This window comes from Rhodococcus sp. FH8, assembly GCF_019266085.1.
Lineage (GTDB): Bacteria > Actinomycetota > Actinomycetes > Mycobacteriales > Mycobacteriaceae > Rhodococcus_F > Rhodococcus_F qingshengii.
The window spans coordinates 458,872-483,520 of the sequence record NZ_LPNQ01000061.1; the positions used below are offsets into that span (position 1 = coordinate 458,872).

17 protein-coding genes and 1 tRNA gene are annotated in these 24,649 nt (G+C 60.8%); 14 read left to right on the plus strand and 4 right to left on the minus strand.

The annotated features are described in order from the left end of the window. The first annotated feature begins 22 nt into the window (after window positions 1-22). From ATN38_RS13655 to ATN38_RS13675, 5 genes are all read left to right on the plus strand, one after another. Window positions 23-472 carry a MaoC family dehydratase N-terminal domain-containing protein gene (locus ATN38_RS13655; protein ID WP_003945322.1) on the plus strand — a complete coding sequence of 150 codons (450 nt, stop codon included), beginning with the start codon at window positions 23-25 and terminating at the stop codon, window positions 470-472. After that, window positions 469-891, plus strand: a complete 423-nt coding sequence (locus tag ATN38_RS13660; protein WP_218748106.1) for a MaoC/PaaZ C-terminal domain-containing protein — start codon at window positions 469-471, stop codon at window positions 889-891. The genes ATN38_RS13655 and ATN38_RS13660 overlap by 4 nt, the downstream gene beginning before the upstream one ends. Then, a complete protein-coding gene (locus ATN38_RS13665; protein WP_218748108.1) occupies window positions 888-1,868 on the plus strand; it encodes an NADPH:quinone oxidoreductase family protein in 981 nt (326 codons plus the stop codon). The genes ATN38_RS13660 and ATN38_RS13665 overlap by 4 nt, the downstream gene beginning before the upstream one ends. A gap of 25 nt (window positions 1,869-1,893) precedes the next feature. Next, complete coding sequence (locus ATN38_RS13670; RefSeq protein ID WP_218748110.1) at window positions 1,894-3,093, plus strand: acyl-CoA dehydrogenase family protein; 1,200 nt, start codon at window positions 1,894-1,896, stop codon at window positions 3,091-3,093. Window positions 3,094-3,240: 147 nt separating this feature from the next. After that, complete coding sequence (locus ATN38_RS13675) at window positions 3,241-4,929, plus strand: FAD-dependent oxidoreductase (protein WP_218748112.1); 1,689 nt, start codon at window positions 3,241-3,243, stop codon at window positions 4,927-4,929. 119 nt (window positions 4,930-5,048) lie between these two features. Here ATN38_RS13675 and ATN38_RS13680 read toward each other — a convergent pair whose 3' ends face one another. Next, window positions 5,049-6,866, minus strand: coding sequence for an ABC transporter ATP-binding protein (locus tag ATN38_RS13680; protein WP_007733348.1), 1,818 nt, complete (start codon window positions 6,864-6,866; stop codon window positions 5,049-5,051). A gap of 106 nt (window positions 6,867-6,972) precedes the next feature. Between ATN38_RS13680 and ATN38_RS13685 the strand changes: the two genes are divergently transcribed. Continuing rightward, entirely contained in the window at window positions 6,973-7,431 is a 459-nt protein-coding gene (locus tag ATN38_RS13685) for a MarR family winged helix-turn-helix transcriptional regulator (protein ID WP_030537583.1), read from the plus strand. 4 nt (window positions 7,432-7,435) lie between these two features. On the opposite strand, the gene ssb is transcribed toward ATN38_RS13685, so the two are convergent. Beyond that, window positions 7,436-7,849, minus strand: a complete 414-nt coding sequence (gene ssb / locus ATN38_RS13690; RefSeq protein WP_218748114.1) for a single-stranded DNA-binding protein — start codon at window positions 7,847-7,849, stop codon at window positions 7,436-7,438. 182 nt (window positions 7,850-8,031) lie between these two features. Continuing rightward, complete coding sequence (locus ATN38_RS13695) at window positions 8,032-10,167, minus strand: cytochrome c oxidase assembly protein (RefSeq protein ID WP_042446115.1); 2,136 nt, start codon at window positions 10,165-10,167, stop codon at window positions 8,032-8,034. A gap of 97 nt (window positions 10,168-10,264) precedes the next feature. On the opposite strand from ATN38_RS13695, the gene ATN38_RS13700 reads away from it, so the two are divergent. From ATN38_RS13700 to ATN38_RS13730, 7 genes are all read left to right on the plus strand, one after another. Further along, a tRNA-Arg gene (locus tag ATN38_RS13700) sits at window positions 10,265-10,337 on the plus strand. Between the two features lie 927 nt (window positions 10,338-11,264). Beyond that, on the plus strand, window positions 11,265-12,023 hold the full coding sequence (locus tag ATN38_RS13705) for a hypothetical protein (RefSeq protein WP_042923865.1): 759 nt from the start codon (window positions 11,265-11,267) through the stop codon (window positions 12,021-12,023). 1,860 nt (window positions 12,024-13,883) lie between these two features. Further along, a complete protein-coding gene (locus ATN38_RS13710; protein WP_003945304.1) occupies window positions 13,884-14,042 on the plus strand; it encodes a hypothetical protein in 159 nt (52 codons plus the stop codon). 1,734 nt (window positions 14,043-15,776) lie between these two features. Further along, entirely contained in the window at window positions 15,777-20,384 is a 4,608-nt protein-coding gene (locus ATN38_RS13715) for a DUF5979 domain-containing protein (RefSeq protein ID WP_218748132.1), read from the plus strand. Window positions 20,385-20,511: 127 nt separating this feature from the next. Beyond that, window positions 20,512-20,655 (plus strand): hypothetical protein, encoded by a 144-nt coding sequence (locus ATN38_RS13720; RefSeq protein ID WP_007733341.1) that lies wholly within the window; start codon window positions 20,512-20,514, stop codon window positions 20,653-20,655. A gap of 66 nt (window positions 20,656-20,721) precedes the next feature. Beyond that, entirely contained in the window at window positions 20,722-21,537 is an 816-nt protein-coding gene (locus ATN38_RS13725; RefSeq protein WP_007733340.1) for a class E sortase, read from the plus strand. After that, entirely contained in the window at window positions 21,538-21,690 is a 153-nt protein-coding gene (locus ATN38_RS13730) for a hypothetical protein (RefSeq protein ID WP_003945315.1), read from the plus strand. A gap of 211 nt (window positions 21,691-21,901) precedes the next feature. Here ATN38_RS13730 and ATN38_RS13735 read toward each other — a convergent pair whose 3' ends face one another. Beyond that, entirely contained in the window at window positions 21,902-22,171 is a 270-nt protein-coding gene (locus tag ATN38_RS13735; protein ID WP_230358829.1) for a putative quinol monooxygenase, read from the minus strand. 225 nt (window positions 22,172-22,396) lie between these two features. Between ATN38_RS13735 and ATN38_RS13740 the strand changes: the two genes are divergently transcribed. Then, window positions 22,397-24,574 (plus strand): glutamine synthetase III, encoded by a 2,178-nt coding sequence (locus tag ATN38_RS13740; RefSeq protein WP_003945365.1) that lies wholly within the window; start codon window positions 22,397-22,399, stop codon window positions 24,572-24,574. Window positions 24,575-24,649: the final 75 nt, after the last annotated feature.

The window sequence follows — 24,649 nt, forward strand, 5'->3', positions numbered from 1 at the left end:
CATGGGGTCTGAAGGAGAAGCTGTGGTCGACAAAGAGTCACTAGGTATCACGGGCACCCCGTTCCGTATGGACATCGAGCGCGGCAAGATTCGTGAGTTCGCCGTTGCCACGTATTCGAGCAATCGGAACTATGTCGAAGACGAGTTCCCGGTAGTGCCCCCGACGTTTCTCACCACGACCCTCCTCTGGCAGACAGAGGGCTCGGATCCGTGGCGGAAGGTAGAACTCGACGGCAAACGCGGACTCCATGCCGAACAGAAGTACGAGTTCTTCGGTCCACCTCCCCGCGCAGGTACTCGTCTGAACTGCACTTCGCGGATCGTCGACATCTACACGAAGCAGGGACGGAAGGGCGGCGAGATGACTTTTGCCGTGATGACAACGGATTTCGAAGACGAACAGGGAAATCTCATTGCTCGGGCAACTATGACCGGAGTGGAAACTGCTCGACCGACTGTGGAGGAATCTTGATCAACACAGTGTCAGTCCCGACCCCGTGGGTTATCGGTCCGGTATCCCGCACCGATTTCGTCAGGTACCAAGGTGCGTCGGGAGACATGAATCCGATTCATCACGACCAGGTTTTCGCCGAGGCGGCGGGGTACCCGAGTCCGTTTTCGGTCGGGATGTTCCAAGCTGGGCTCCTGGCCACCTTCGCCACCGATTGGCTGGGTGCAGAGAACATCCGAGCGATACGAGTTCGGTTCCTCGAACAGGTTTGGCCCGAAGACACTCTGACATGCTCAGCGCTTGTCGAACGAACCTATACGGACGACGAAGGTGACAAGATCGACGTCGAACTCGCCTGCACGCGGCAGACCGGCGGATTGGCGGTCAAGGCGTGGGCAACCTTCGTGCGGACGCCCCTCGTACCTTCGGAGCGGCCGTGAAGGCGCACGTATGTACCCAGCTGGGGTTGCCGAATCAACTGCAGTTCACAGAAATTGACGATCCCACGCCGACACCGAACCAAGTTCTCATCTCGGTCAAGGCGGCGGGTGTCAATTTTCCCGACGGGTTGATCGTCGCCGGAACGTATCAAACTAAACCCCCACTCCCCTTCATCCCCGGGTCGGAAGTCGCGGGTGTGGTGCACAGTGTCGGCTCGGACGTCCAAGGGGTCACCCCGGGGATGCGAGTCATGGCCTTCTGCGGCATGGGCGGATACGCGGAACTCGTGGCGGTCACCAGTGACAAGGTCTTTGTCATCCCTGATTCCATGAGTTTCTCCGACGCTGCCGGATTCGTGGTTACCTACGGAACGTCCTACCACGCACTCGTCGACCGAGCTGCGATCCGACCAGGAGAGACATTGCTCGTCCTGGGTGCCTCCGGGGGCGTCGGGCTCACCGCAATCGAGATCGGCAAAGCATTGGGTGCACGCGTGGTGGCGGCGGCGTCCTCCGAGGCGAAACTCGAGGTCTGTAAGCAACATGGAGCAGACGAGTTGATCAACTACACAACGGGCAACCTTCGCGAACGAGTCGCACAGGTCGCACCGTCCGGTGTAGACGTGGTGTACGACCCGGTCGGTGGAGATCACGCCGCTACAGCGGTGCGCGCATTATCCACCGCAGGAAGATATTTGACGGTTGGCTACGCTTCGGGGCAGATTCCGAAGATCGGCATGAATCGCCTCCTCGTCGTTGGCGGGGCGCTACATGGAGTTCTCTGGGGCGCATGGGCGAAGCGTAATCCGGAGTGCAACGCGGACAACATGCGAGCGCTCTTCGACATGTACGACGGTGGCGCTCTGTCTCCTCATGTGAACAGCATCCACCCGCTGATCAATGCTCCTACCGCACTCGAGGAAGTCATGAGTCGACGAGCGCTGGGCAAAGTCATCCTCTCAACCAACCCCGAATGACAATTCACGACAAAAGGTGCCGTCAATGGACATAGCTCCGAGCCCCGCTGCGCGCGAAATCATCGCGCGTCTAGAAGCATTCATGGACGAACACGTCTACCCAGCTGAGTCGGTTTACTCCGAACAACTCGAGGCCGCAGGACCTCGCAGTCACGTCTTGCCACCCGTAGTCGAGTCGCTGAAGTTGGAAGCGAGACGCCAGGGCATGTGGAATCTGTTCATGCCGGCGCTCTCAGGACTGTCTCACCTCGACTACGCCCACATCGCCGAGGTGACGGGACGCTCGCCCTACATTGCCCCCGAAGCCCTCAACTGCGCGGCGCCCGATACCGGAAACATGGAGATCCTGCACCTGGTGGGAACCCGCGAGCAGAAGGAGCGATGGCTTCAACCACTGCTCGACGGCACAATGCGTTCGGGCTTCTCCATGACTGAACCCGATGTTGCGTCCTCCGATGCCCGAAACATCATGACGTCGATTGTTCGGGACGGCGACGAATACATCGTGAACGGTCGAAAATGGTGGACGACCGGTGCAGCAGACCCACGGTGCGAAATTCTGGTAGTCATGGGGAAGACGAATGCCGAGGCAGAGCCCCACAAGCAGCAATCGATGATCTTGGTGCCCGTCGCCACCGCTGGAGTCGAAATCGTGCGCAGTTTACCGATATTCGGATACCACGACCAACACGGCCACTGTGAAATTCGGTTCGATAACGTTCGAGTACCGGCAACAAATATGCTTGCGTCCGAAGGAGACGGGTTCGCCATCGCACAGGCGCGCCTGGGTCCGGGCAGAATTCACCACGCCATGCGCTGTATCGGCATGGCGGAGCGCGGATTGGACTTGATGGTTCGACGTGCCCAGTCTCGTAACGCTTTTGGCGGGCCGATCTCGGATCAGGGAGTTGTCCGGACCTGGATCGCCGAATCGCGAATGGAAATCGAGCAGGCCCGCCTTCTGGTGCTGAAGACAGCATGGCTCATCGACCAGGTCGGAGCCAAGGGCGCTCAGATCGAGATCGCGGCAGTCAAAGTCATCGGTCCTCGTGTGGCGCGCAACGTCCTGAATCGATCGATCCAGTGCCACGGGGGTGGCGGTGTCACCGACGACTTCCCGATCGCGAGAATGTGGGCGAGTGCCCGGATCCTCGGTATCGCCGACGGACCAGACGAAGTGCATATCAGGAGCGTCGCACGCCACGAGTTGCGCAAGCACCGCTGACGGCGATCGGTGTTCGAGGCCCGCGAAAGCCGTTGTATTGCTGAATCATCAGCCTTCGTCCACTCGAGCGCATGGTTGACCTCGGTCAACCCCTTCGGGCTGCGGCCCGTGAAGAGAAAACCTCAACCAATTGAATAGGAGAGGCAAATGCCTCGCGCGTCAAAATCGAGGGAAGTGTCCTTCGATCACGAAGTGGACTTCCTCGTTGTCGGCAGCGGTGCCGGTGGGTTGACCGCGGCGTTGGCAGCCGCCGCCAATGGTCTGAACACCCTCGTCATCGAAAAAGCAGACGTTTATGGCGGCACCACCGCGCTGTCGGGCGGCAACATCTGGGTGCCCAACAATCCAACTCTCATCCGTGAAGGGCTCTCGGACAGCCGTGACGACGTCCGGGCGTACATGCGAGCTGTCGTTGGTGATGGAGTTCCCGAGGACAACATCGACGCATTCGTCGACGAAGGTCCACGCGTGTTCGAGTTCCTCGAGAAGACCAGCCCGCTCATGCGATTCCAATGGTGTACGGGCTATTCGGACTATCACCCGGAGAAGCCGGGCGGTCGCCCACGTGGACGTACCATCGAACCGCTTCCTTTCGACCTGAAAATGCTCGGCACCGACGAGTCCGGTCTGCGCCCCGGCGCACTTCCGACTCCCGCCGGTCTGTACATCACATCCAAAGAGTTCGTGAAACTGAACATGGTCATGCGTACCTGGGCAGGGCGACGTGCCGCGCTGGCAACCGGGTGGCGTGCAGCGAAGAGTGTTCTGACCAGAAGGCACATGGAGACACTCGGGCAGGCCCTGGTCGGCCGTCTGCGCCTGGCGATCAAACAAGCCGGCGTTCCGCTTTGGCTGAACACTGCGATGGAATCGCTGATCACCGACGACGATGATTGCGTGGTGGGTGTGGTGGCCGAGCGCAACGGCCGCACTGTCAGAATCCGAGCTTCCAAAGGCGTACTGCTCGCCTGCGGCGGTTTCGAACAGAGCGACGAGATGCGTCGGCAATATCTCCCGGAAAACGCCAGCGCCAACTACAGCCTCGGTTCGGTCGACAACACTGGAGACGGCATCCGCGCGGGACAACAAATCGGTGCCTCAGTTGACCTGATGGATGACGCGTGGTGGATGCCCTCGTTCAAGAGACCTGACGGGATCATGCACGGATTGGTCTCCGAACGGTCGGTTCCCCGATCGATCATCGTGAACCAGAACGGAGTTCGGTTCACCAATGAATCCGCTCCCTACGTGACATTCGTCCACAACCAGATTGCCGGGGGTCACGACCCAGCGTGGTTCATCTTCGACGCGAAGGCCAAAAATCGCTATCAGATCGGAGCGATCATGCCGGGGCAGAAGTTCCCGAAATCCTGGTTCGACAACGAACTCCTCTACACCGGCGACACGCTCGACGAGTTGGCCGGCCGCCTCGGACTTCCGAAGAAACAATTAGCTCTCACTGTGCATCGATACAACAGGTTTGCGCACAACGGTGTAGACGAAGACTTCGAGCGTGGAAAGAGTGCGTACGACAACTACTACGGGGACCCGACATTGCCAGTCCCCTCGATGGACATGATCGACGAAGGTCCGTACTACGCGATTCGACTACGAACCGGCGATCTGGGAACGAAAGGCGGGCTCGTCTACAACAAACATGCACAGGTCATGCACAGTTCCGGTGAACCGATTGCAGGTCTCTACGCGACGGGCAACACCTCGTCCGCGGTCATGGGCAACGACTACGCCGGGGCAGGCGCGACCATCGGGCCGGCGATGGTTTTCGGATACATCGCGGCGCGCCACGCAGCTGACCGCCGACAGGACCCGCGATAGATCGGAGTCGTTCCCGTTCCCGTCGGCACGACGTACAACCACGCGGAGGTGGCCTGGACGAACCATCCATGCCACCTCTGGTCGGTGCTCGGTGACTCGCCAACGCGATGGATGCACTGTCACACAGTCTGCAATTCCGCAGGCAGTTCGACCGCGTCGCTACCCGAAGCCGCAAGCAGCTGCGCGTACCGCCCGCCTTGCTTCACCAGTTCGTCGTGGGTGCCCTTTTCCACAACCACGCCCTGGTCGAGGACCGCGATGAGATCCGCATCTCGAACCGTGGAGAGTCGGTGCGCCACAACAAGAGTGGTGCGTCCGACCATCAGCTCGTCGAGCGCGTCCTGCAACGCACGTTCAGTGCGATTGTCCAAGGCGCTCGTCGCCTCGTCGAGGACGAGGATCGGCGGATTCCGCAGGACTGTGCGCGCGATCGCTATGCGCTGTTTCTCACCGCCGGAGAATCGGTAGCCGCGCTCGCCGACCATGGTGTCGTACCCGTCGTCGAGACCGGAAATGAACTCGTGGATCTGCGCGATGCGCGCTGCCTGCTCGATCTCGGCGTCCGTGGCGTCGGGTTTCGCGAACCGAAGGTTCTCACGAATCGTCGTGTGGAAGAGATACGTCTCCTGCGACACCACACCTACCAGGTCGGAGACCGTCGCCAGATCGAGGTCCCGCAGATCGACGTCGTCGATTCTCACCGATCCCGCAGTCGGGTCGTACAGACGTGCGGCCAAGTATCCGAGAGTGGTCTTGCCCGAACCCGTGGAGCCGACAAGCGCCAAGGTTCCGCCGGCCGGGACCGTGAGGTCGATGTTGTCGAGGGTCTTGCTGTCGGTTCCTGGATACGAGAAGTCGACGTGGTCGAACCGAAGTTCGCCGGACATCTTGGTGCGGTCGAAGCTCTTCGACTCTTCCGGATCCGCGATGTCGATCGGCAGATCCAGGTACTCGAACACGCGACTGAACAGTGCCATCGAGCTCTGCACCTCGACGCCCGTGTTGAGCAGCATCATGGTGGGGCGGAACAATTGTGTTTGCAGCGTGGTGAATGCGACGAGGGTGCCGACGGTGATGGTGTTGCCGTGATCGAGAGTGAAACCGGCAAACCAGTAGACCAGTGCAGGCATGGCTGCGAAGGTGATCGACATGGTCGCCATGCGCCACTTGCCGGCCATCATGGCTCGGAGTTCGACGTCTGCGACTTCCGCTGAACGCTCGGTGAATCGATCCGTCAGAGCCGACTTCGCGCCGGTCGTCTTGCCGAGGAGAATGCCACTGACGGAGAGAGATTCCTCCACCTGGACCGACAGATCACTGAGTAGCTTCTGCCGCTTACCAGAGATCTTGCGGCGCTCGTCACCGATCTTGCGTGCGATACGGATGAACACCGGCAAGATCGCCAGCGAGAAGATGGCAAGCCGCCAATCCAGAAGGAACAGAGCAACAATGGTGGCTGCCACGGTCGTTGCATTCTGCGCGATGGATGTTGCCGTGTTGGTGACCACCGACTGCATACCGCCGATGTCGTTGGCAATACGCGACTGAACTTCTCCGGTTCGGGTTCGAGCGAAGAATCCGAGCGACTGATTCTGCAGATGCGAGTAGACCCGCACGCGCAGTTGGTGCATCAGTTTCTGGCCGATGCTGTTGGACATCCAGGTCTGTGCCACGCCGAGACAGCTCGTGATCACGGCAATGGCGATCATGCCGATGGCCAGAACGCTGACGAGTCCGAGGTTCTTGTCCGGGATCGCCTTGTCGAGCATTTCGCGTAGGAGCAGCGGACTGCCCAGCGCCACGATCGCGCTGAGTGTGATGACCGCGGTGACGATGGCGATCTGAGTTCGATACGGCGCGAACAGTCCGAGTACGCGTTTTGCCGGTACGGATTCCGCCGGAGTGATCTCGACAGCGGATCGTTCGATGTTTCGCATGTGATCTGGTTTCACGTTCTACCTCCTGGAGGCTTTCTCACCCTAGTTTCATATTGATGAGGTTACCTCACTATGAGGCTGACACCAACAACGCTAGACTGACGCCATGCATTCCCGAGAGCGCGAACTCACCGACGTCGTGATGTCCGTGGCACGGCTCATCCGCCGACGCCAAGTGGCAGCGCTGGAACCATTCGGCCTCTCGCCGTCGCAAAGCCGAGCGCTGCGAGTACTGACCCGAGTGGGCGAGCCGGTTCGACTCGGGTTTCTTGCCGAGCGATTGCGCATCGTTCCGCGGTCGGCGACCGACGTCGTGGATTCCCTCGAAGAGGCCGGATGGGTGCGCCGCACTCCCGATCCGAACGATCGGCGAGCTGTATTACTCGAGCTCACCGACGCCGGCGCTACCCTCGCTGCCGACGTCGCGAAAGCTCAACGACGCGAATCCTCGGATGTGTTCGACGACCTCGACGAATCGGAGCGAGCAATTCTCACCGAACTTCTCGAGCGAGTGGACGCGGGGCACGACTCTCGGCCCCGCGACTGCCCGAAACCTTCGGTGTGAGTCCTCACGCAGCGACGGTGTCGATTGCGTCCTCGACATTCTCCGCCGACGTCGGCTTGCTCTGACGCTCGATCTTCGAGATGCAACGAGCAAGGTCCGCGCCTACCGCAGTCGCCCGTAGCTCGAGATCGGAACGAGGCACACCCTCTTTGGTCGTGTACTCGTTGGTGCGCAACTCCCCCGCCACCATGACCGGATCACCCTTCATGATGGATGCGCCGACGCCGGTGACCAACCGCCGCCAGCAGCTGACCGTGAGATAGAGGGTCGCTCCGTCCGTCCACTCTCCGGTCACCGCGTCTTTGCGACGCGTGTTGCTCGCCATCCGAAAGCTCAGCACCTCTTCGCCATTGGCGGTCTGCCGCTTCACCGGATTGGTGATGACGGTTCCGACAACCGTTGCATGCGTTTCGTACATGTCCGATCCCCCTTCGAACTCCAGAACCCGCCAACTGCCGCGGGGCCGATCATTGCGTCGGCAGTTTCGATTGTGGAACGACAAACGCGTGGCTCGGGATCTTCGATTTCCACCTGTGCATCGGTGGAACAGCTGTGGAGAAACAGCACTGCCCGAGCCAAACGGCCCGGGCAGTGTCGGAGCTAAGTGCTAGTGGAGGATTCGTCGGATTTCTTCTCGCTGGGTGTCTCGTCCGCAGAGTCCTCGCTTGCAGTCTCGGCGTCAGCAGCCTCACGGGGTTTCCACCCTTCGCGGTCCCGCCTGGCCAATTCGGCGAACATCGCGTTGTGCGCGGCGAGGTCGGCGTCGTGGTCGCGCTCGGCCGCACGGTCGGTTCGGCGCGCTGTCCTGCCATCGCTGCGCGACCACTGAACCAGTAGCGCGAGCATGACCACCATGAGCGGGATCTCGCCGGTCGCCCACGCGATGCTGCCGCCCAGCTGCTGATCGCCGATCAGGTCGTTGTTCCAGCCGAGGCCGAGCGAACGGAAGTACGCGCCGCCCATGACGGCGGTGGTGCTCATCAATGCCACGCCGAAGAAGGCGTGGAACGGAAGTGAGCCGAAGACCATTGCCAGCTTGGTCACTGGCTGCAATTGACGTGGTGACGGGTCGATTCCGATCGCCACCCAATAGAAGAGATAGCCGCTGAGGATGAAGTGCAGGTTCATCAGCAGGTGAGCGCTGTGCGAGTCGACCGTCGCACCGTAGATTCCGCCGAGATACAGCGCGTAGAAACCGCCGACGAAGAGAACTGCCGCCACGATCGGGTGGGTGATGAATCGCGAGAACGGGCTGTGCAGAGCGGTCAGAATCCACTCGCGAATGCCGGGCACGCCGTCCTTGCCTGCCGGATCCAGGGCCCGCAGAGCCAAAGTGATCGGCGCACCCAGAACCAGCAGGACTGGGCCCAACATCGACAGCGCCATGTGCGCACCCATGTGAACGCTGAATACTGCCGGCGCGTACTTGCCGACGCCCGAAGACGTGGCGATCAGGAGCACCGCACAACCGCTCATCCAGGCGATGGTTCGGCCGACAGGCCAGGAATCCCCACGCTTGGCCAGCTTGCGCAGGCCGATTCCGTACAGAATCGCCGCGGCGATCGCGGCGGTGCCGAACATGAGGTCGAATCGCCAGTCCGTCACGAAGGCCATGAACGACGGCGGGTCCGGAAGGTTGTAACCGAGTTCGACCTCGGGGATCGAGGGAATCGACAGCGGCGGGGGCGGCGGGGTACGACCGAGGCCGATCGCGAGACCGATGGTTGCCGCCATCACGATGCCTTCAGCGCCGGCAAATCGAATCAGGGCAGAGCGACTCTTGGGGTTCTCCGCCAGCGCCGGTAGCGCCCGACTCCGCTGAGCCCAACCGAAGAACCCGAGGATGATCAGTGCAACGGTTTTCGCGACGATCAATCGTCCATACGTCGTGGTGAATACGTCGTCGAGAGGCAGACGGACAATCGCGTTGATGACGCCGCTGAATCCCATGACGACGAAGCAGATGGATGCGACCGTCGAAAAGCGTCGGGCTGCTACGTCGGTGTAATCGCCGCCGCGGCGCGCGTGTGCCAGTAGCGCGAACAACCCGCCGGCCCAGAGCGAAGCCGCCACGAGGTGCAGGATCAGACTATTGGTAGCGATGTCATGCGAGCCGCCCGAAGACGAGTGACCGGTGAGAGCAAGCGGCATCAGTCCGAGGAGACCGACCAGCAGCAGGAGCGGAGTCCACCACCAGCGCAGTGTCAGTCGGGCCAGGATCGCCAGAACAACCGCGATGATCGCCGTCCAACGCCAAGCGCCGGCGATCTCGACCTGATCGAGTCCCGACCACAGGTTCGCCGGTTTGATCGCTTCGGCAAACGGCTGACCCGACGTGTCAGAGAGCGTCAGAGGCACCATCATGAACGAACAGATCGCCCACACGATCGCGGCGTGCGATGCAGTTCGGACTGCCCGATAGCCGTCGACGTCGAGGACACCCGACTTCTGCGGCGGCACGAAGAACGCGGCCAGAAGCAGTGACCCGATCGCGATGACCGCGGCGATCTCCCCCAGTGCGCGCATCGCGGGCAGGCCGTACGTGGTGATCGGGCCTGGATCCGGGATGCCCAGAAGAGTCAGTGCCTGCGACGCGGAGAATCCCACCACGATGGCTGCGGTGAGCCCTGCGATGAGTCCACTGACCACGAATATCGCGGTCGAAGAAGCGGGTGCACCGCTGTGCTGTGTGGACTCCGGTGGGGAATCTGTCGGCGCGAGGTCGGGTGTAGCCATACCTCAAGGGTAGGACCTTCGCGAACCGACTACGACAACGCGTCGGAGTTGGGCGGCGCGCGTCACATCCCGAACCCTCGAGTATGATGTTCCACGCGCCTCCGTAGCTCAGGGGATAGAGCAAGAGCCTTCTAATCTCTTGGTCGCAGGTTCGAATCCTGCCGGGGGCACTTTTGTATCGTTTTCCCAGGAACGAATACCCTCTACACCTGCACGTACGAAGCCATGACCGACGCGGCATTCCTGCGTTATCCCACTCAATCCCGACCAAAGTGTTGAGTAAGTGTTGTTGTGCGGTTCTCAGGTGAGTCCAGTGGATACACCATAAGTTGGGCGCCGAATCCCGGCTTGTCATCGACAATCTTGCTGTCCAGCGGCGGAGCGAATTGGTACGGAAGACGAGTTCTGGAAAGCCCTGCAATGCTTCTGTCACACCCGGAACTCCAAAGGGAACCAGGCTATTTGGGCCCACATCAGTAATGGGCCTCTCAGATTCAAGCTCGGGCGCCAGCACGTCTGGCGCAAGAGTGTCGTACTCGCGTGGGCGCCGAACAGGAACCCCCGTGGTGTCAAGCGCGGCACCCGACCCTCCCCTGAAGTTTGGGCGCAGCGTTCGTTCGAATGGTGGAACTCTGTACGATCCGCACGCTAATCGGTAGATCGCGAATTACTTTCGTTGAGTCGGACGCTGCGGTGGCCGATCAAACGCACGTCGCGATTCGTCATTTCGCCCTGCATTGATCCACCGGCCTCGACCTGGCCGGTCGCCCAGTGGGTCATCCTGGGTGCACGTGTTCCCGACAGCTCAGGTGCGCCGACCTGCCGGAGTGCACGCGGGGGCCACCCCGGCAGGCGACCCCACTACAAGGGGCAGCCACAAGGCAGCTCGTTCTCACTCGCTGAGAAATCACAAGTGCCGATTCACACAAACCTTGATCGTAATTCGCGCGGGAAACCGAAATACGTTACTTGCCAGCCTTTTTCCTTGGACAACCTTGGGCAATCGTTCCCCATCCTCAACATTCACAAACCGGACAGTCTGTGCTAATTTTTACAGACCTTCACCCCCGTTTTACCCTCCGAGAGGTTCATCACGCATGTCTAAAGCCACCCGCCGCGCCGGAATCGTTGCCGCACTTGTCGGCTCCGCTGCATTGATTGCACCGGCTTTCGCGGGCGCAGCACCCACTGGTTCACTCGGTTCCGCAGAGCCGGAAGCGGGCTTCACCTGCTCCACAACGTCTACCGAAACCACCGCGAACGGCTGGGGAATCCCGTTCACCGACGAGAAGGACCAGATCGCCTCCTACGCGGCCGATAATGTCTTCGACAAGGACGGCTCACTCAAACTCGAAGTCACCGACGTCAACGACCGCTCGGTGTCGTACCACGCGGCTGGAAGCATCAAGCTCGCCGACGCGGCTGCCAAGGAAATCGGGTTCTCCGAGCGCGCCGTAACCACCAGCGCCGCGTTCCAGCTGCGTTTGACCGGTACCACGAATCCGAAAGACAACGGTTTCACCACTCTGGTGTGGGTGCCGAGCCAGAACGACGCACCTGTCACGGACGTTGCGGTCAAGCACGAGAACATCCAGGACGGACTCTGGTGGAGCACCCGTACCATCGGCGGTGCAGTAAAGGGCGAGCCCACCTCACTCGATGCCATCGTGGCAGCCAACCCCGGCGCGAAGGTCGAGCACTACGGTGTGAGCGTCGGCACCGGCTCGGCGGCCTCGAGCGTCTTCGTCGACGCGGTGAAGTTCAACGGCTGCACCACCAACTTCGCCAAGAAGGATCCGAAGCCCGAGACAGGCACCGGTTCGCTCGGTTCACTCGGCGACATCTTCGGCAGCTAGCAGCAACAGTTCTACTGCGGATGACGAAAGCCCCCCACCCTCATTGCGAGGTTGGGGGGCTTCCCTATCGAGACATCGCAAGGAAAGACAGGACTTTCGTCGCACAATCCGCGCACCAAAATCCATAGGCCAACACACCGGTTTACCGGACAATGAAACGATGGCTCACCTTGCGCAGGACCGTGTCGATGCTTGAACCTGAAACAGTAGACACCGCGATCCTCGCCATCTTCATCGGAACGGCCATTTCGGCAGTCACTGCGAGCGTCATGCCATGGGCATTCGGAAGGGTGCCACGAACCAAGTCGACGACATATGACAATTACCGACGAGTTTTCGGATTGCTTGCCGCCGTGCCTATGCCGTGGTTTCGCTCCGCGTTCTGCGCAGCATCAGTACCTGGAATATTTCTGATTCCGATAAAGCCCCTGAATGGATGGCCCCGATGGAGTAAGGCGCTCATTGGGGCGGCCATCGGGGCTGCATCTATGATCGCCGTCAGCGCTTTCCTTCAAGGAGTGCCGCTTCCCGTGACAGCGGTCGTATCGCTTCTCGCTGCGGCACTGTTCGCATCATCGGCGGTTAAGTTGACGGCCGGCGAACGAGATGCAGGGCAATTGATCGCTTGGACCGCTGCTGGCCATGCCTTGTTTTTCATCTTGATCGGCACTAGCAATACATCAGACTCATTTGAACACTTGTGGAAGTATGGGATCGCCACACCCGTGACGATAATTCTGATTTACATGGCCGTGTCGACTGGTAAAACATGGGTGTCAGTTGTACTGCTCGCAACCCTGGGCGTCACCAGCATGTCTCTAGGGTTCCGGTCCCACGCACTCGTCTGCCTGATTTCTGTGGTCATGCTGATAGCGAAGGGTCCATCAAGCCGTCCCAGATGGGCTAAGATTGGGGTCGCACTAGTCGGCATCTATGCTTTGGCGGTGCTCCTGCCGAATGCTATTTCGTCTGGCACTTTCGGAGCTGACGTACAGGCTCGGACCATTGCTCAGGAACAAGTTTCCGACGCGCCATCCTTTCTCGCAGGCCGGGTCGAGCCCCCATTCTCAATCGCGGCCATCTCAGAGAAGCCGCTAATAGGGTGGGGCAATCTGAACAAGATTGACCGCGCCACCGAAGCGTCGGGCGTCCAAATCGCCAAAGACCTCGGAATGGCAAACCCCGACTCGTACCGAAAGATCTGGATTCGAGACGGGGGGCAAGTCTCCCTGCATTCGGTATTCTTCGAATCGTGGGCCGCTGGTGGAATCTTGGCCGCCGGATTCCCTGCCTTGCTAATCTTCCTATTTTCCGCTGCAGCCATCCGAGCGCGAGGGCAATACGCCGCGTTGGTGATCCTCGTGTCGATACAAGGCCTTTGGGATGTAGTATTTTCACCCTGGGGCTACAACCGCCCAATCCTTTTCGCGACCTCGGCAGTGCTCGCGTGTTGGTCCATCGCGGAGCACCGCCGAGTGAAGAGTAAGCCTCAGCCATATCCTTCGTCGGACGCGGGCCCTAGCCATTTGGTTGGGGATTTCGCACAGAATCCCACGTAGGAGAACCTTGCGTCACCGCGACTCTCCGACATGTCGCCAGTCATGGCACACTGCACGGTCGAAATCGGTCTAGATTGCGGCGCCCGCTGCACCACAGCCCGCCAGTTCGCGAGAGGTGTCTTGTCGGTGCTGTGGTGCACTTAGTTGTGTGGCCGCAGGTTCGAATCCTGCCGGGGGCACCACAAGATTTGCATCACGAATAGTCACGCTGCGTGGATAAAGCGATCTCTCTCCAGACCGATCCGATCCGGACCGAAACCTAGCCCACAAATTGCGTACCGTCCGCAGTAATCTGCCTCGCATGAAGAAGGCACTTCCGAAGACCCTGAAGTCACTCGCCCGGACCGTTGGAATCCTGGCACTCGCGATCGTCGTTGTATCCGTCGTCGAGCGGTTCACCGGCGCACACCAACCGACGACCGGTCCCGCGTCGTTGACCGGACCCGACCAATCGTTGTAGCCCTTCCCTGCGACTGCGACAAGGTCGTCTCACGAAGTTCTACGACAACGAGCCGGTAGCCAAGAATCCACCAATGCCAGCCGAGTCGCATGCAACACGCTCAGCAGAGCCGCCGCACAGTGTCACAGAATCTCTGGGCTCCGGATCCCAGGGCGTATAACAGCAGCCGGAGTAGTCGGACCTTGCTGGCGGCCGTGGGCGTAGCACCAATGACACAAGCTGCGTCAGAATGGTTGAGCGAGAACTCGATTCGAAGTTCTAATTTCGCGAAGTTTCCAGGGAGCCGTGAGAGGCGCCGGCTCTGGGACCTCGCAGCTACTCGGTGCGGTTGCTCGGATGTGGCGACTGCGCACCGATCGAGCCGGTCGCATCCACCGTCGGCAACTACGCAACCACCGTCACCATTTGACTCCGGGCATCGAAAGCGCTTGAAAAGTAAGCCAGTTCATCGTGCCGAGGCGCGCGAGAACGACCTGAACTTGCGAGGTCTCGAGATCTTCGAAGAAGCCTCCGACGTGGCATTTTCCGAGATCCACACACATCCCAGGCAGTGCCTCATCCGTGCGCACAAGAGCGTCGCCAAAAGTCGCTGCGGCGCGTGATCAGCTGGACTGACGTAAGCGTACCGAAGGCTTTCTACGAAAAGCTGGGCGATTCTTCGTCTCGAAATGCCATGTCGGCCCCCGAAGCATTATCGACGGTTAACTCAGGCCGAAATCCAATCTGCTAAGAAAAACGAATCTAATGTGACCCCTATCTCTGAATCCTTTCAGAACAGGGGTTTCGATGACCAGCGACTGAATTCACCCCCAAATTCACCCTCCTCCTATACGCAGAAACATGATTTGCATTTATGCCGAGCATGTGCGCACAGATAATTCGCTCCACGCCTTGTCGTTCCGACAGCAAATAAGGGGCGGTGAACTGCATAAAGGCCCATTCGGTACAGCAGCGCCGACTCGGCTCGGCCGCTCACCGATTGTCGACAGGGGCCAAGGCAGGTATATAACTGATGGTCGAGATCGAATTGTGATGAACCAGCCAGTTAACTCGAAATAAATCAACGGAAGATAGATATAGCCAGGTAAGCGCAGTTTTTCTTGCATGGACGCACGTCCATGGCGTGTCCAGCTATGCGATTTGCTCGTGTTAGATTCCTGATTGCGCATCGCCCGGTTTGCGCCTTCTGCGTTGTTTGCGCGGAATTTGCATCTTCTCGCGAACGGCCCCGCGCACATTTCTTTACGTTGTGCCAAAGAAAGGAATTTCATGAAAACCGTCACGGCAGCGAAGCACGCAGCACGAAGACTCCCCCTCGGAGCCATCGCACTGTTGCTATTGCTATCCGGGATGGTGCTCATGCCCGAACTGCAATGAATCGCGCAGGAAAGATCCTCGGCCGCAGCCTTTAGTACCTCGTAGGTCGTCGCGTTAGGTAATACCGGCGGTCGATCTTTCTTGGAATTTCCTGGCCTACCCAGAGCCGGCCGTCGGTCTGCGCTGGCGCCAACCAGATCCGATTACCAACTGTTCGGCTCCGCAATAGGACGCCTGAGAATCACCAACGCTCGCATCCAGGCTCCAGAGCTGCTCAAAGGTCCCGTTTCGCTATTCGACGGCCCCGGAAACGGGGCCCAAATCATGTGTTCTGAACGAAAGGTGTTCGTCATGCGTAACCGTGTCTTCCCACGCCGTGCCGGGGAGGGGGTGGTGTCTCGGTGGGCAGCTTTGGGGATGATCGTTGCGGTCCTGGCGCTGGTCATATCGTCGTTCTCATTCGTCCAAGTTGCCTCGGCAGATGACATCGGGACCTCGACCACCACAGGTCCGACCACCACAGTTCCGAACACAACGAAGCCGCCCGCGACTACGGCGGAGGCGCCACTGAAAACGACGGCGCCGCCTACTTCCACGTCGGAGTCACCCACTTCTGCGAAACCGCCGATCACAACCACGGCGCCCCCGTCTACGACTTCTGTGGCGGCGCAGCGACTGGCCGCACGCGGAGTCAATCCCGGCATCGATGTGAAAATCACCGACGTCCAGGTCGAGGGAAAGAACGACCAGCAGATCACGGTCGGGGACTCCGTCACGGTGAAGGGCACCTGGGACGCGTCAAGCGCGAGCCCGCAACCGGGCGACCAGTTCACCATCGGATTCCCTGACGAGTTGAAGCTCCAGTCCAACCCGACGATCGCGCTCGAGGGCGACGACGGGACGGTTTGGGGCACATGCGATCTGGCTGCTTCCACCAATCTCATGACCTGCGTGCTCTCCGACGCTGTGGCGGATCGGCCGGACGAGGTGAAGGGCGATTTCTTCGTCTACACGAAGGCAGTCGAGTACACCACGTCAGAGACTGTGGATTTCACGATCAACAACAAGGTCACGCAGGTCGACCTGCCCGGCACGGGCGGCATCACCGACGGCCGCGTAATCGGCGAGTCGACGAAGTCCGGCAAACTCCAGGACAACAAGCAGTCAGTGCGGTGGACCATCGACATCCCCGGCGCAGATCTGGCCAAGTTGGACACAGGCAACACCGGTTCGGTGACCCTGAGCGACGAGCTCTCCGACAACATGAAGGTGTGTGCGGGCAGCCTGCTCAACGCGAAGCTGTGGTCCGGTCGCCCGGGCGATCTCAAAGAGACCCCTGGCGGCGTCACCGTCACCCAACCCGACGCGGGTGATCAGGTCACGATCAACATCAACAACGGCGGGCCCTTCGAGGGCAGCAAGCTCTACCGCATCGAGTACACCTCATGCACGACCAGCGGCGTTGTGGATCTCAAGGGGACTCAGTACACCAACTCCGTGACGATCGGTGACAACACGGTGGCTTCGGATGGCGTGGGACAGGACTACGCGCCGCAGACCGAGCCCTGGAAGGGCGGCTACCTCGACGGCGGTAAGCGCAATATGGAAGCCGTCTGGACGATTGTGGTTCCGGGCACCGACATTGCCGCCAACAACCACAAGATCGACATCACCGACACCTTCGGCGGCCCCCATGCGGTCTGTGCCTCGGGCGTGCAGGTAGTCATCGAGAAGTCTGACTACCTCCCAGGGCGGGAGAACGAACCCAACTACCGCACTCCTGCCGCAGGATTCACCATTGCTCCCATCGGCGCAGTAGCCGGCGCGAGTACCTTCACCGCGGCGATCACTGTGGATAACCCGGACACATTCAACGAAGAACAGTATTACTACTTCACGTACCGGACCTGCCTGACCACCACCGAGGTGCCGGACTCCGAGGACCATCTCACCAACTCGGCGGTCGTCAACAAGACGTCGATCACGGGAAAGACTGAGGGACCTGGGTTCACGAGCGGCAAGAACGGCGCGATCAACACCACGTCGCAGACGATCGGCGGTGTGGAGCAGCCGGCAGGCACCACCCTCAATTGGACCGTGGAAATCTCCGGACACGATCTCGAGGGCCTTACGGAACCGGCGGTCATCAACGACAGGTTCTCACCGAACATGACGGTGTGTGAAATCGGCGGCGATCTCAAGAGCAACCTCAATCTCAAGGTCGTCGCGCAAGACTTCTTCGACGGCAACAAGAAACGCGATATAACCGACGCCACCTCGGTGGCGCGCGCCGACGGCGGTTTCGATCTCACCCTCCCTCGGGACGCGGACGGTTACAGCCGTCAGACGAAGTACCTCGTCAGCTACACCCTGTGCACCAGCAGCGGCGGACTGGACCAGCGCGACACGGAATACTCCAACACCCTCACCTATGCCGGCAAGCAGACGCTGTCGAAGAGCGTCAAGCAGGAATGGGGCGGCGGCGGCACCGGCCAAGGTGTGTCGCGGGGCTCGTTCTCGCTTCTGAAGGAGATCGCTCCCTTCTCCGAGAAATTCCCGGAAGACACCGAGTTCACTGTGAAAGTCGAGGAGTTCGCCCCCGGGCAAGATCCAGCGACCGACGCCCCGGTGAGCTCCTACGAGATCAAGGTGAAGGCTGACGGGACACCCGTCAGTGGGATCAACCCCCGCGGAACCGGCTGGCAGATCCGCCTGTCCGAGATCAACCTCCCGACCGTTGACGGTGTGTACTTCGAGAGAGGGACGTTCCGCCCGTCGGAGGGTGTGACGCTCAACGGGGACCGCACCGAGGCGCTGGTGACCATCACGCCGAAGAGCAATGTCGGTGTCACACTGCTCAACAAAGCGAGCCTGGGATCGGCGAGGATCACCAAATCCGTCATCGGTGACGGAGCGCGCACGGGGCTCGAGGCTTTCGTCGTCAACGCAGAGATCGCCTTCGGTGACGACGCCGCCGGCAACGAGCTGCGTCAATTCACCCTGAAGGACGGTCAGCACTACGACCTGGGCAAATTGCCCATCGGAGCGAAAGTCACCTTCACCGAGGTCCAACCGACGAACACCGACCTCGTGACGTGGTCGCTGCCGGTGATCAGCCCGAAGACGCTCACCATCGGCACCGACGCGTCGGCGAACACGGTCTCCGTCACCAACGAGGCCACGATCACGCAAGGCACCTTCGAAGTGAGCAAAAAGCTCACGGGCCCGAAGGCGTCCGACAAGGCCGTACCGGCGAGCTTCGACGTGATTGCCACCTGGCTCGATACGGACGACAACCCGCAGAGCAAGACGCTGTCTCTTCCGTCCGACGGCACCCCGGTTCCGTTCGGCGAGAACCTGCCGGGCGGCACCGAAGTCACACTGACAGAGCTGGTTCCGGCAAACGGTGACGGTCTCGCCTATGGCGTGCCCGCATACTCCGGGAATGTCAGGATCAGTCCGGACAACGCAGCCGTGGTGACCATCGGCAAGGATCTGCGCAAGATCGAGGTGTCGAACTTCGTCGACGTCAACGACGGCACTCTGCGCATCGCAAAGCAGGTCGGCGGTGAGGCCGCCGAGGCCGTCGGCGACGACGTGGAGTTCACGGTCGAGGCGCGTTGGCGCGACGGTGTGGAGTACCGCACCCAGGTGCTGAGCGTCAAGCAGGGACAGACCACACCGCTCGGCGTCGACCTCCCTGTCGGCACCGAGGTGACCTTCACTGAGACCGGCCGTCCCGATGTCGACGGAGTCGAGTGGGGCACGATCTCCTGGGGCACCAGCCCGGAAGGCGAATCGTGGCTGCATTCGAACCTCGACGGCACCGCGACGGGCATAGTCTCCGACGACCCGACCGACGGTCGACTGATCACGCTGTCGAACGAGGCGCTGTGGAAATTCGGATCGGTCGAATTCACGAAGTTCATCCTCGACGCTGACGGCAACCCCGTCCGCGCACCCGAGGCCGACCTGCCTGACAGCGCGACGTTCGAGGTCCGTATCGACGGGATCGATCCGGCACTCCCCGCTGGAACTGATTTCCCGGCAGTGGGCCAGACCATCACCCTCGATGCCGCAAACGACTGGAGCTGGACGTCCGACGAGGTTGTGCCGCGGAACACCGTGATCACCTTCTCCGAGGTCGACCCCAAGCCACTGGCCGGTATCGACTGGGCGCGGCCGTACTACTACGTCTCCGCGGATGCCGGTGACGCCGATTACCGCGACACCGTCAAGGCGGTGGCGGGTGAGAAGGCTGTGGTGGAGATCCACAACCGCCCGATCCCGACCACCGAGGTGGATATCGACAAGATCGTGACCGGCCCCAAGGGCAGCCAGGTAGCCAAAGACGGATCCACGATCTTCCAGGTCACGGCTACGTGGACGGACATCGATAATGAGGCGCGGTCTTGTGTTCTCGATGTCAAGCCGGGCGCTTCGGTCACTCCGACCGCCCAGTGCGACGCAGCCGTCATCGACGGCCGGGTCCAGTTCCCGCTGAACACCGACATCACTTTCACAGAAACCGGTGCTCACACCGACGTCACCAACGTCAAGTGGGGTGAAGTGATCTGGGGCGTCAAGGAAGGCAAGGCGGATGTCTCGAAGATCGACGGCGAACCGACCGCAACTTCCGTCAAGCTCACCGGCGAAGCAAACAAGTCGGTGGTCCTGGGACTCGAGAACAAAACCAGCAGCAATGGGCTGATCATCATCCCGATCCCGATCCCGCTGCCGCCGTGGGAAATCCCGACATGGCCGGGCTCTGAAGTACCCGGAGGACCAGGCACTGACGTGTCGACTCCCGGCAACAACACTCCCGGCAACAACGGTGGTGGACACAACGGTGCTCCGGGCACACCTGCTCCGGGAAATCCTGCTCAGGCCAAACCGGACCAGTCCTCGTCCCTGCCGGTAACCGGCGCGAACGTCATCTGGCTCGCCGGTCTGGCGCTGGCACTGATCGGCGGTGGCGCATGGCTCACCCTGCGTAACCGCAAGCGCGCACCCGGCCAGGAGTAACTCCCAACCAGAAATACCGAAACAGGGCGGGTGCAACATACACCTGGTCGCACCCGCCCTGTTTCACCGTCACGACGCATCTATCTCGCGGCCGCCGCCGCGGCCCACCCCTCGAAGGAGAAACACCATGTCATTCCTCCCGTTCCCGATCGTCATCGAAGGCATCGAGACCACTGGTTCTGCCGCGATCGACGGCCTCGGTCGCCTGTCCGTACTCCTTTACGATCTCCTCGGCGGTACCGGGAGCGCCACGATCGACGCGGGCAGCTAGTTCGATACGGCACCAATTCGACACATCAGCTATCTCGGTAGATCTGTGGAGAGGAGACCCCGGTCCGTGAGCGATACCGAAGTTTCAGGGCGTCGTCGGCCGGGCGCAGGCCAGGTAATCGGCGAACTGCTCCTCACGGCCGGGGTCGTCATCCTGCTGTTCGTCATCTATGAGGCGTTCTGGACCAATATCGTCTCGGGGCGGCTGCAGGACGAGCTCAACAACAGTCTGGAGGAATCCTGGGCCGAAGTCCCCGAAGCCTCAGGAGTGATCGATGGTCAGCCGGTGTCCCCGCTGATCCCTGTGCTCGGCGAGGGATTCGCGCGCGTGCATTTCCCCACACTCGGCGCCGCGTACGCAATCGTCGAGGGCACACGCAACGAGGACCTGCGGGCCGGCCCCGGCCACTACCCGGACTCGCAGATGCCCGGCGAAGCCGGAAACTTCGCGCTCGCCGGGCACCGCAATGGTTCCGGCGCAGTCTTCCAGCACCTGGATCGACTCGATGCATGCGATGCCGTCGTCGTGGAGACCGAGTTCCAATGGATGACGTACCGGTTGCTCCCACTCGACCAGGCCTCGCCCGAACGTCGCGCTGCGGCGAAAGCCTGCTTGAATCCCGAGCAAGCCGATCGTGTTTCCGAAGGCGACTACGTCCATCTCCTCGGGCGGCGCATCACCGTGCCCGGGGATGTTGCGGTCGTCAACCCGCTGCCCGGAAGCCCTTGGGCCGAGCCCGACGCCACGCTGGAAAGTATGTTGACACTGACCACGTGCCATCCGCTCTACTCGAACAGCGAACGCTTGATCGTCCACGCGGTTCTCGTCGAAACAATCTCGAAGACTTCGGGCACCATTCCCGCGGCATTCCAGGAGCAATGAATGTACGGATACCTCTGGGGAGCGCTCCCCGGCCCCCGACCAGTGAAGGCCCTGCTGGCGATCGTTCTCGTGGTCGCGGTGGTGCTGCTACTCATGGAATTCGTATTTCCTTGGGTGTCAGAGCATATGCCCTACTCCGACGTCACCGTATAGAGCACCCGTGCAGGTCGGCCGACACCTGCACAACGCCCGGCTGGAGCCCGAAGGTGCTGTCCTACATCGGACTCGACGGATCTACGATGATTCTGGCGTGTCGATGCAAACCAGTTTCCGCGTGTGTCGGAACGGGTCGCCTCGTTGACGCTCGGGGCTCTCCGGAATGTTTGTTCGACGCCTTAGCGAGCACTGAAACCTGCCTCCGCCGCTACAGAACCTTCGTGAAGATCTGCGCCGGCGCTGCCGTCTCGAGCTTGTCCAGCGCCTCAACCAACCTGACGAAGTGCTCGGTATGGGTGTGGGCGTCGAGGTGCTCCTGCGATTCCCATTCCTCCACCAACACGAGCTCGCAGGGATTTTCGGTGCGCTGCAGTAACTCGTAATTGATGCAGCCGTCCTCTTTTCGGGTCTCGGTGACAAGTTCGTCGTACAACCGAAGCACTTCCGCGAGATCGCCCTGCTCCACCGTTGTTGGCACCAACACCCTGATCACAAAGACTCTCCGATTCGACTGTCCTGCAATAGCCCGTCGGCTCGAAGTCTGCCGTAGACCTCCGACAGATCGACATTTCCGTTGTGACTCGAAGTTTGCGGACAGGCGCAATATCTACGAAACACCCCCGATACCGGAGGTTCGTAGGGTTTGCCGAAGTCGGGCTCGCAATCAGCAGCGCAGCCCTGGGCCCGGGCGAGGGGTAAGCACATGAGTGGAAATGCAGTTCGCTTGCAAGCGATCAAGGACGTCGAGGCCTACACACCTCCGGTGGTCAGTTTCACGACCGACGAGACACCCGGAGAGGTGTTCGGAGCCAACGTCTTCAACAAGGTGGTCATGCAGAAGCGACTGCCCAAGCTTGTCTACAAATCGGTGATGGCGACGATCGAGCAAGGCAAACCGCTCGATCCCATGGTCGCCGACGCGGTCGCATCCGCGATGAAGGACTGGGCGTTGGAGAAAGGCGCAACCCACTACGCCCACGTCTTCTATCCGCTTACCGGGTTGACCGCCGAGAAGCACGACAGCTTCCTCGAGCCGGTCGGCGACGGCAGTGCACTGGCGGAGTTCGCCGGCAAGACCTTGATCCAAGGTGAACCCGACGCTTCGAGTTTCCCGAACGGCGGGCTGCGCAACACGTTCGAGGCTCGCGGATACACCGGCTGGGATGTCACGAGCCCGGCCTACGTTCTCGAAAACCCCAACGGCAACACACTGTGTATCCCGACCGTGTTCGTTTCGATGACCGGCGAAGCGCTCGACCACAAGACTCCCCTGCTGCGTTCACAACAGGCAATGGGTTTCCACGCCGAACGAATCCTTAAGTTGTTCGGTCATACCGATCCCGAGCACATCGTGTCGTTCTGCGGACCCGAGCAGGAGTACTTCCTGATCGATCGACACTTCTTCCTCGCCCGCCCCGACCTCCTCAACGCCGGCCGAACACTCTTCGGCGCAAAGCCGCCCAAGGGCCAGGAGTTCGACGACCACTACTTCGGGGCGATCCCGGAACGTGTGCTCGGATTCATGATGGACACCGAGCGGGAACTTTTCAAACTCGGTATCCCCGCCAAGACGCGGCACAACGAGGTTGCGCCCGGCCAGTTCGAAATCGCCCCGATGTTCGAGCGAGGCAACATCGCCGCGGACCACCAGCAGTTGCTGATGACCACTTTCAAGACAATCGCCAAGAAGCACGGCATGGAATGTCTGTTCCACGAGAAGCCGTTCGACGGTGTCAACGGCTCCGGCAAGCACGTCAACTTCTCGCTGGGCAACTCCGAACTCGGCAGTTTGCTTGTCCCCGGCGACAATCCGCATGACAATGCCCAGTTCCTCGTATTCTGCGCCGCAGTCATCCGGGCCGTCCACAAATACGCGGGCCTCCTGCGCGCGTCGGTCGCATCGGCAACCAACGATCACCGCCTCGGTGCCAACGAGGCTCCCCCGGCCATCATTTCGATCTTCCTCGGCGATCAACTGGCCGACGTCTTCGAGCAGATCGCCAAGGGCGCCGCGACATCGTCGAAGGACAAGGGCACCATGATGATCGGCGCCGATACCCTTCCCGTACTACCGACCGACCCGGGCGATCGCAACCGTACGAGCCCATTTGCCTTCACCGGCAACCGTTTCGAGTTCCGCGCGCCAGGATCGCTGCAAACAGTCAACGGCCCGATGGTCACCATCAACACGATCATGGCCGAGGCCTTGGACTACATGGCCACCGAACTGGAGGCCGCGGTCGCCGACGGCGCCGATTTCGACACCGCCGTCCAGAATCTGCTCACCGAGATCATCACCAACCACGGTGCGGTTGTCTTCAACGGCGACGGTTACTCGGAGAACTGGCAGATCGAGGCCGAGTCTCGCGGCCTGCCGAACCTTCGCACGACGCTGGACGCCCTTCCTGAACTGATCACCGAATCCTCGATGGAACTCTTCGAGAAGTACAAGGTCTTCAACCACCGGGAGATGCACAGCCGCTACGAGGTCGGACTCGAACAGTACGCACTGAGCATCGGCGTCGAGGCACGCCTGGCCGCCGAAATCGGTACGACGCTGATTCTTCCGGCTGCAGTGCGCCACCAGACGGAAGTTGCGCAGAACTTCGTCGCACTGAAGTCTGCCGGCCTCGAACCGGATTCAGCACCGCTCGAAGAAGTGTCGGCGCCCGTTGCGGCTCTGCGCACAGCGCTCGCGGCCCTGCGCGCAGCAATCGACACCGACGCCGGCGAGTCGCCATTCGATCAGGCCAAGCACGCACAGGACGCACTCCTGCCCGCCATGGCAGAGGTACGTGCAGCGGCCGACTTCCTCGAAACCATCGTCGCCGACGATCACTGGCCACTCCCGACGTATCAGGAAATGCTCTTCATTCTCTGAGTATCACCCGAATATCACTACCCACAGAACTATGGCCTGCAACTCGATCGAGTTGCAGGCCATAATTGTCGAATC

Bases quoted from the DNA above. Each gene is read 5' to 3' on its own strand.
- ATN38_RS13670 (WP_218748110.1), top strand. From the start codon at position 1,894: ATGGACATAGCTCCGAGCCCCGCTGCGCGCGAAATCATCGCGCGTCTA.
- ATN38_RS13675 (WP_218748112.1), top strand. From the start codon at position 3,241: ATGCCTCGCGCGTCAAAATCGAGGGAAGTGTCCTTCGATCACGAAGTG.
- ATN38_RS13680 (WP_007733348.1), bottom strand. From the start codon at position 6,866: ATGCGAAACATCGAACGATCCGCTGTCGAGATCACTCCGGCGGAATCC.
- ATN38_RS13685 (WP_030537583.1), top strand. From the start codon at position 6,973: ATGCATTCCCGAGAGCGCGAACTCACCGACGTCGTGATGTCCGTGGCA.
- ssb (WP_218748114.1), bottom strand. From the start codon at position 7,849: ATGTACGAAACGCATGCAACGGTTGTCGGAACCGTCATCACCAATCCG.
- ATN38_RS13695 (WP_042446115.1), bottom strand. From the start codon at position 10,167: ATGGCTACACCCGACCTCGCGCCGACAGATTCCCCACCGGAGTCCACA.
- ATN38_RS13705 (WP_042923865.1), top strand. From the start codon at position 11,265: ATGTCTAAAGCCACCCGCCGCGCCGGAATCGTTGCCGCACTTGTCGGC.
- ATN38_RS13710 (WP_003945304.1), top strand. From the start codon at position 13,884: ATGAAGAAGGCACTTCCGAAGACCCTGAAGTCACTCGCCCGGACCGTT.
- ATN38_RS13715 (WP_218748132.1), top strand. From the start codon at position 15,777: ATGATCGTTGCGGTCCTGGCGCTGGTCATATCGTCGTTCTCATTCGTC.
- ATN38_RS13720 (WP_007733341.1), top strand. From the start codon at position 20,512: ATGTCATTCCTCCCGTTCCCGATCGTCATCGAAGGCATCGAGACCACT.
- ATN38_RS13730 (WP_003945315.1), top strand. From the start codon at position 21,538: ATGTACGGATACCTCTGGGGAGCGCTCCCCGGCCCCCGACCAGTGAAG.
- ATN38_RS13740 (WP_003945365.1), top strand. From the start codon at position 22,397: ATGAGTGGAAATGCAGTTCGCTTGCAAGCGATCAAGGACGTCGAGGCC.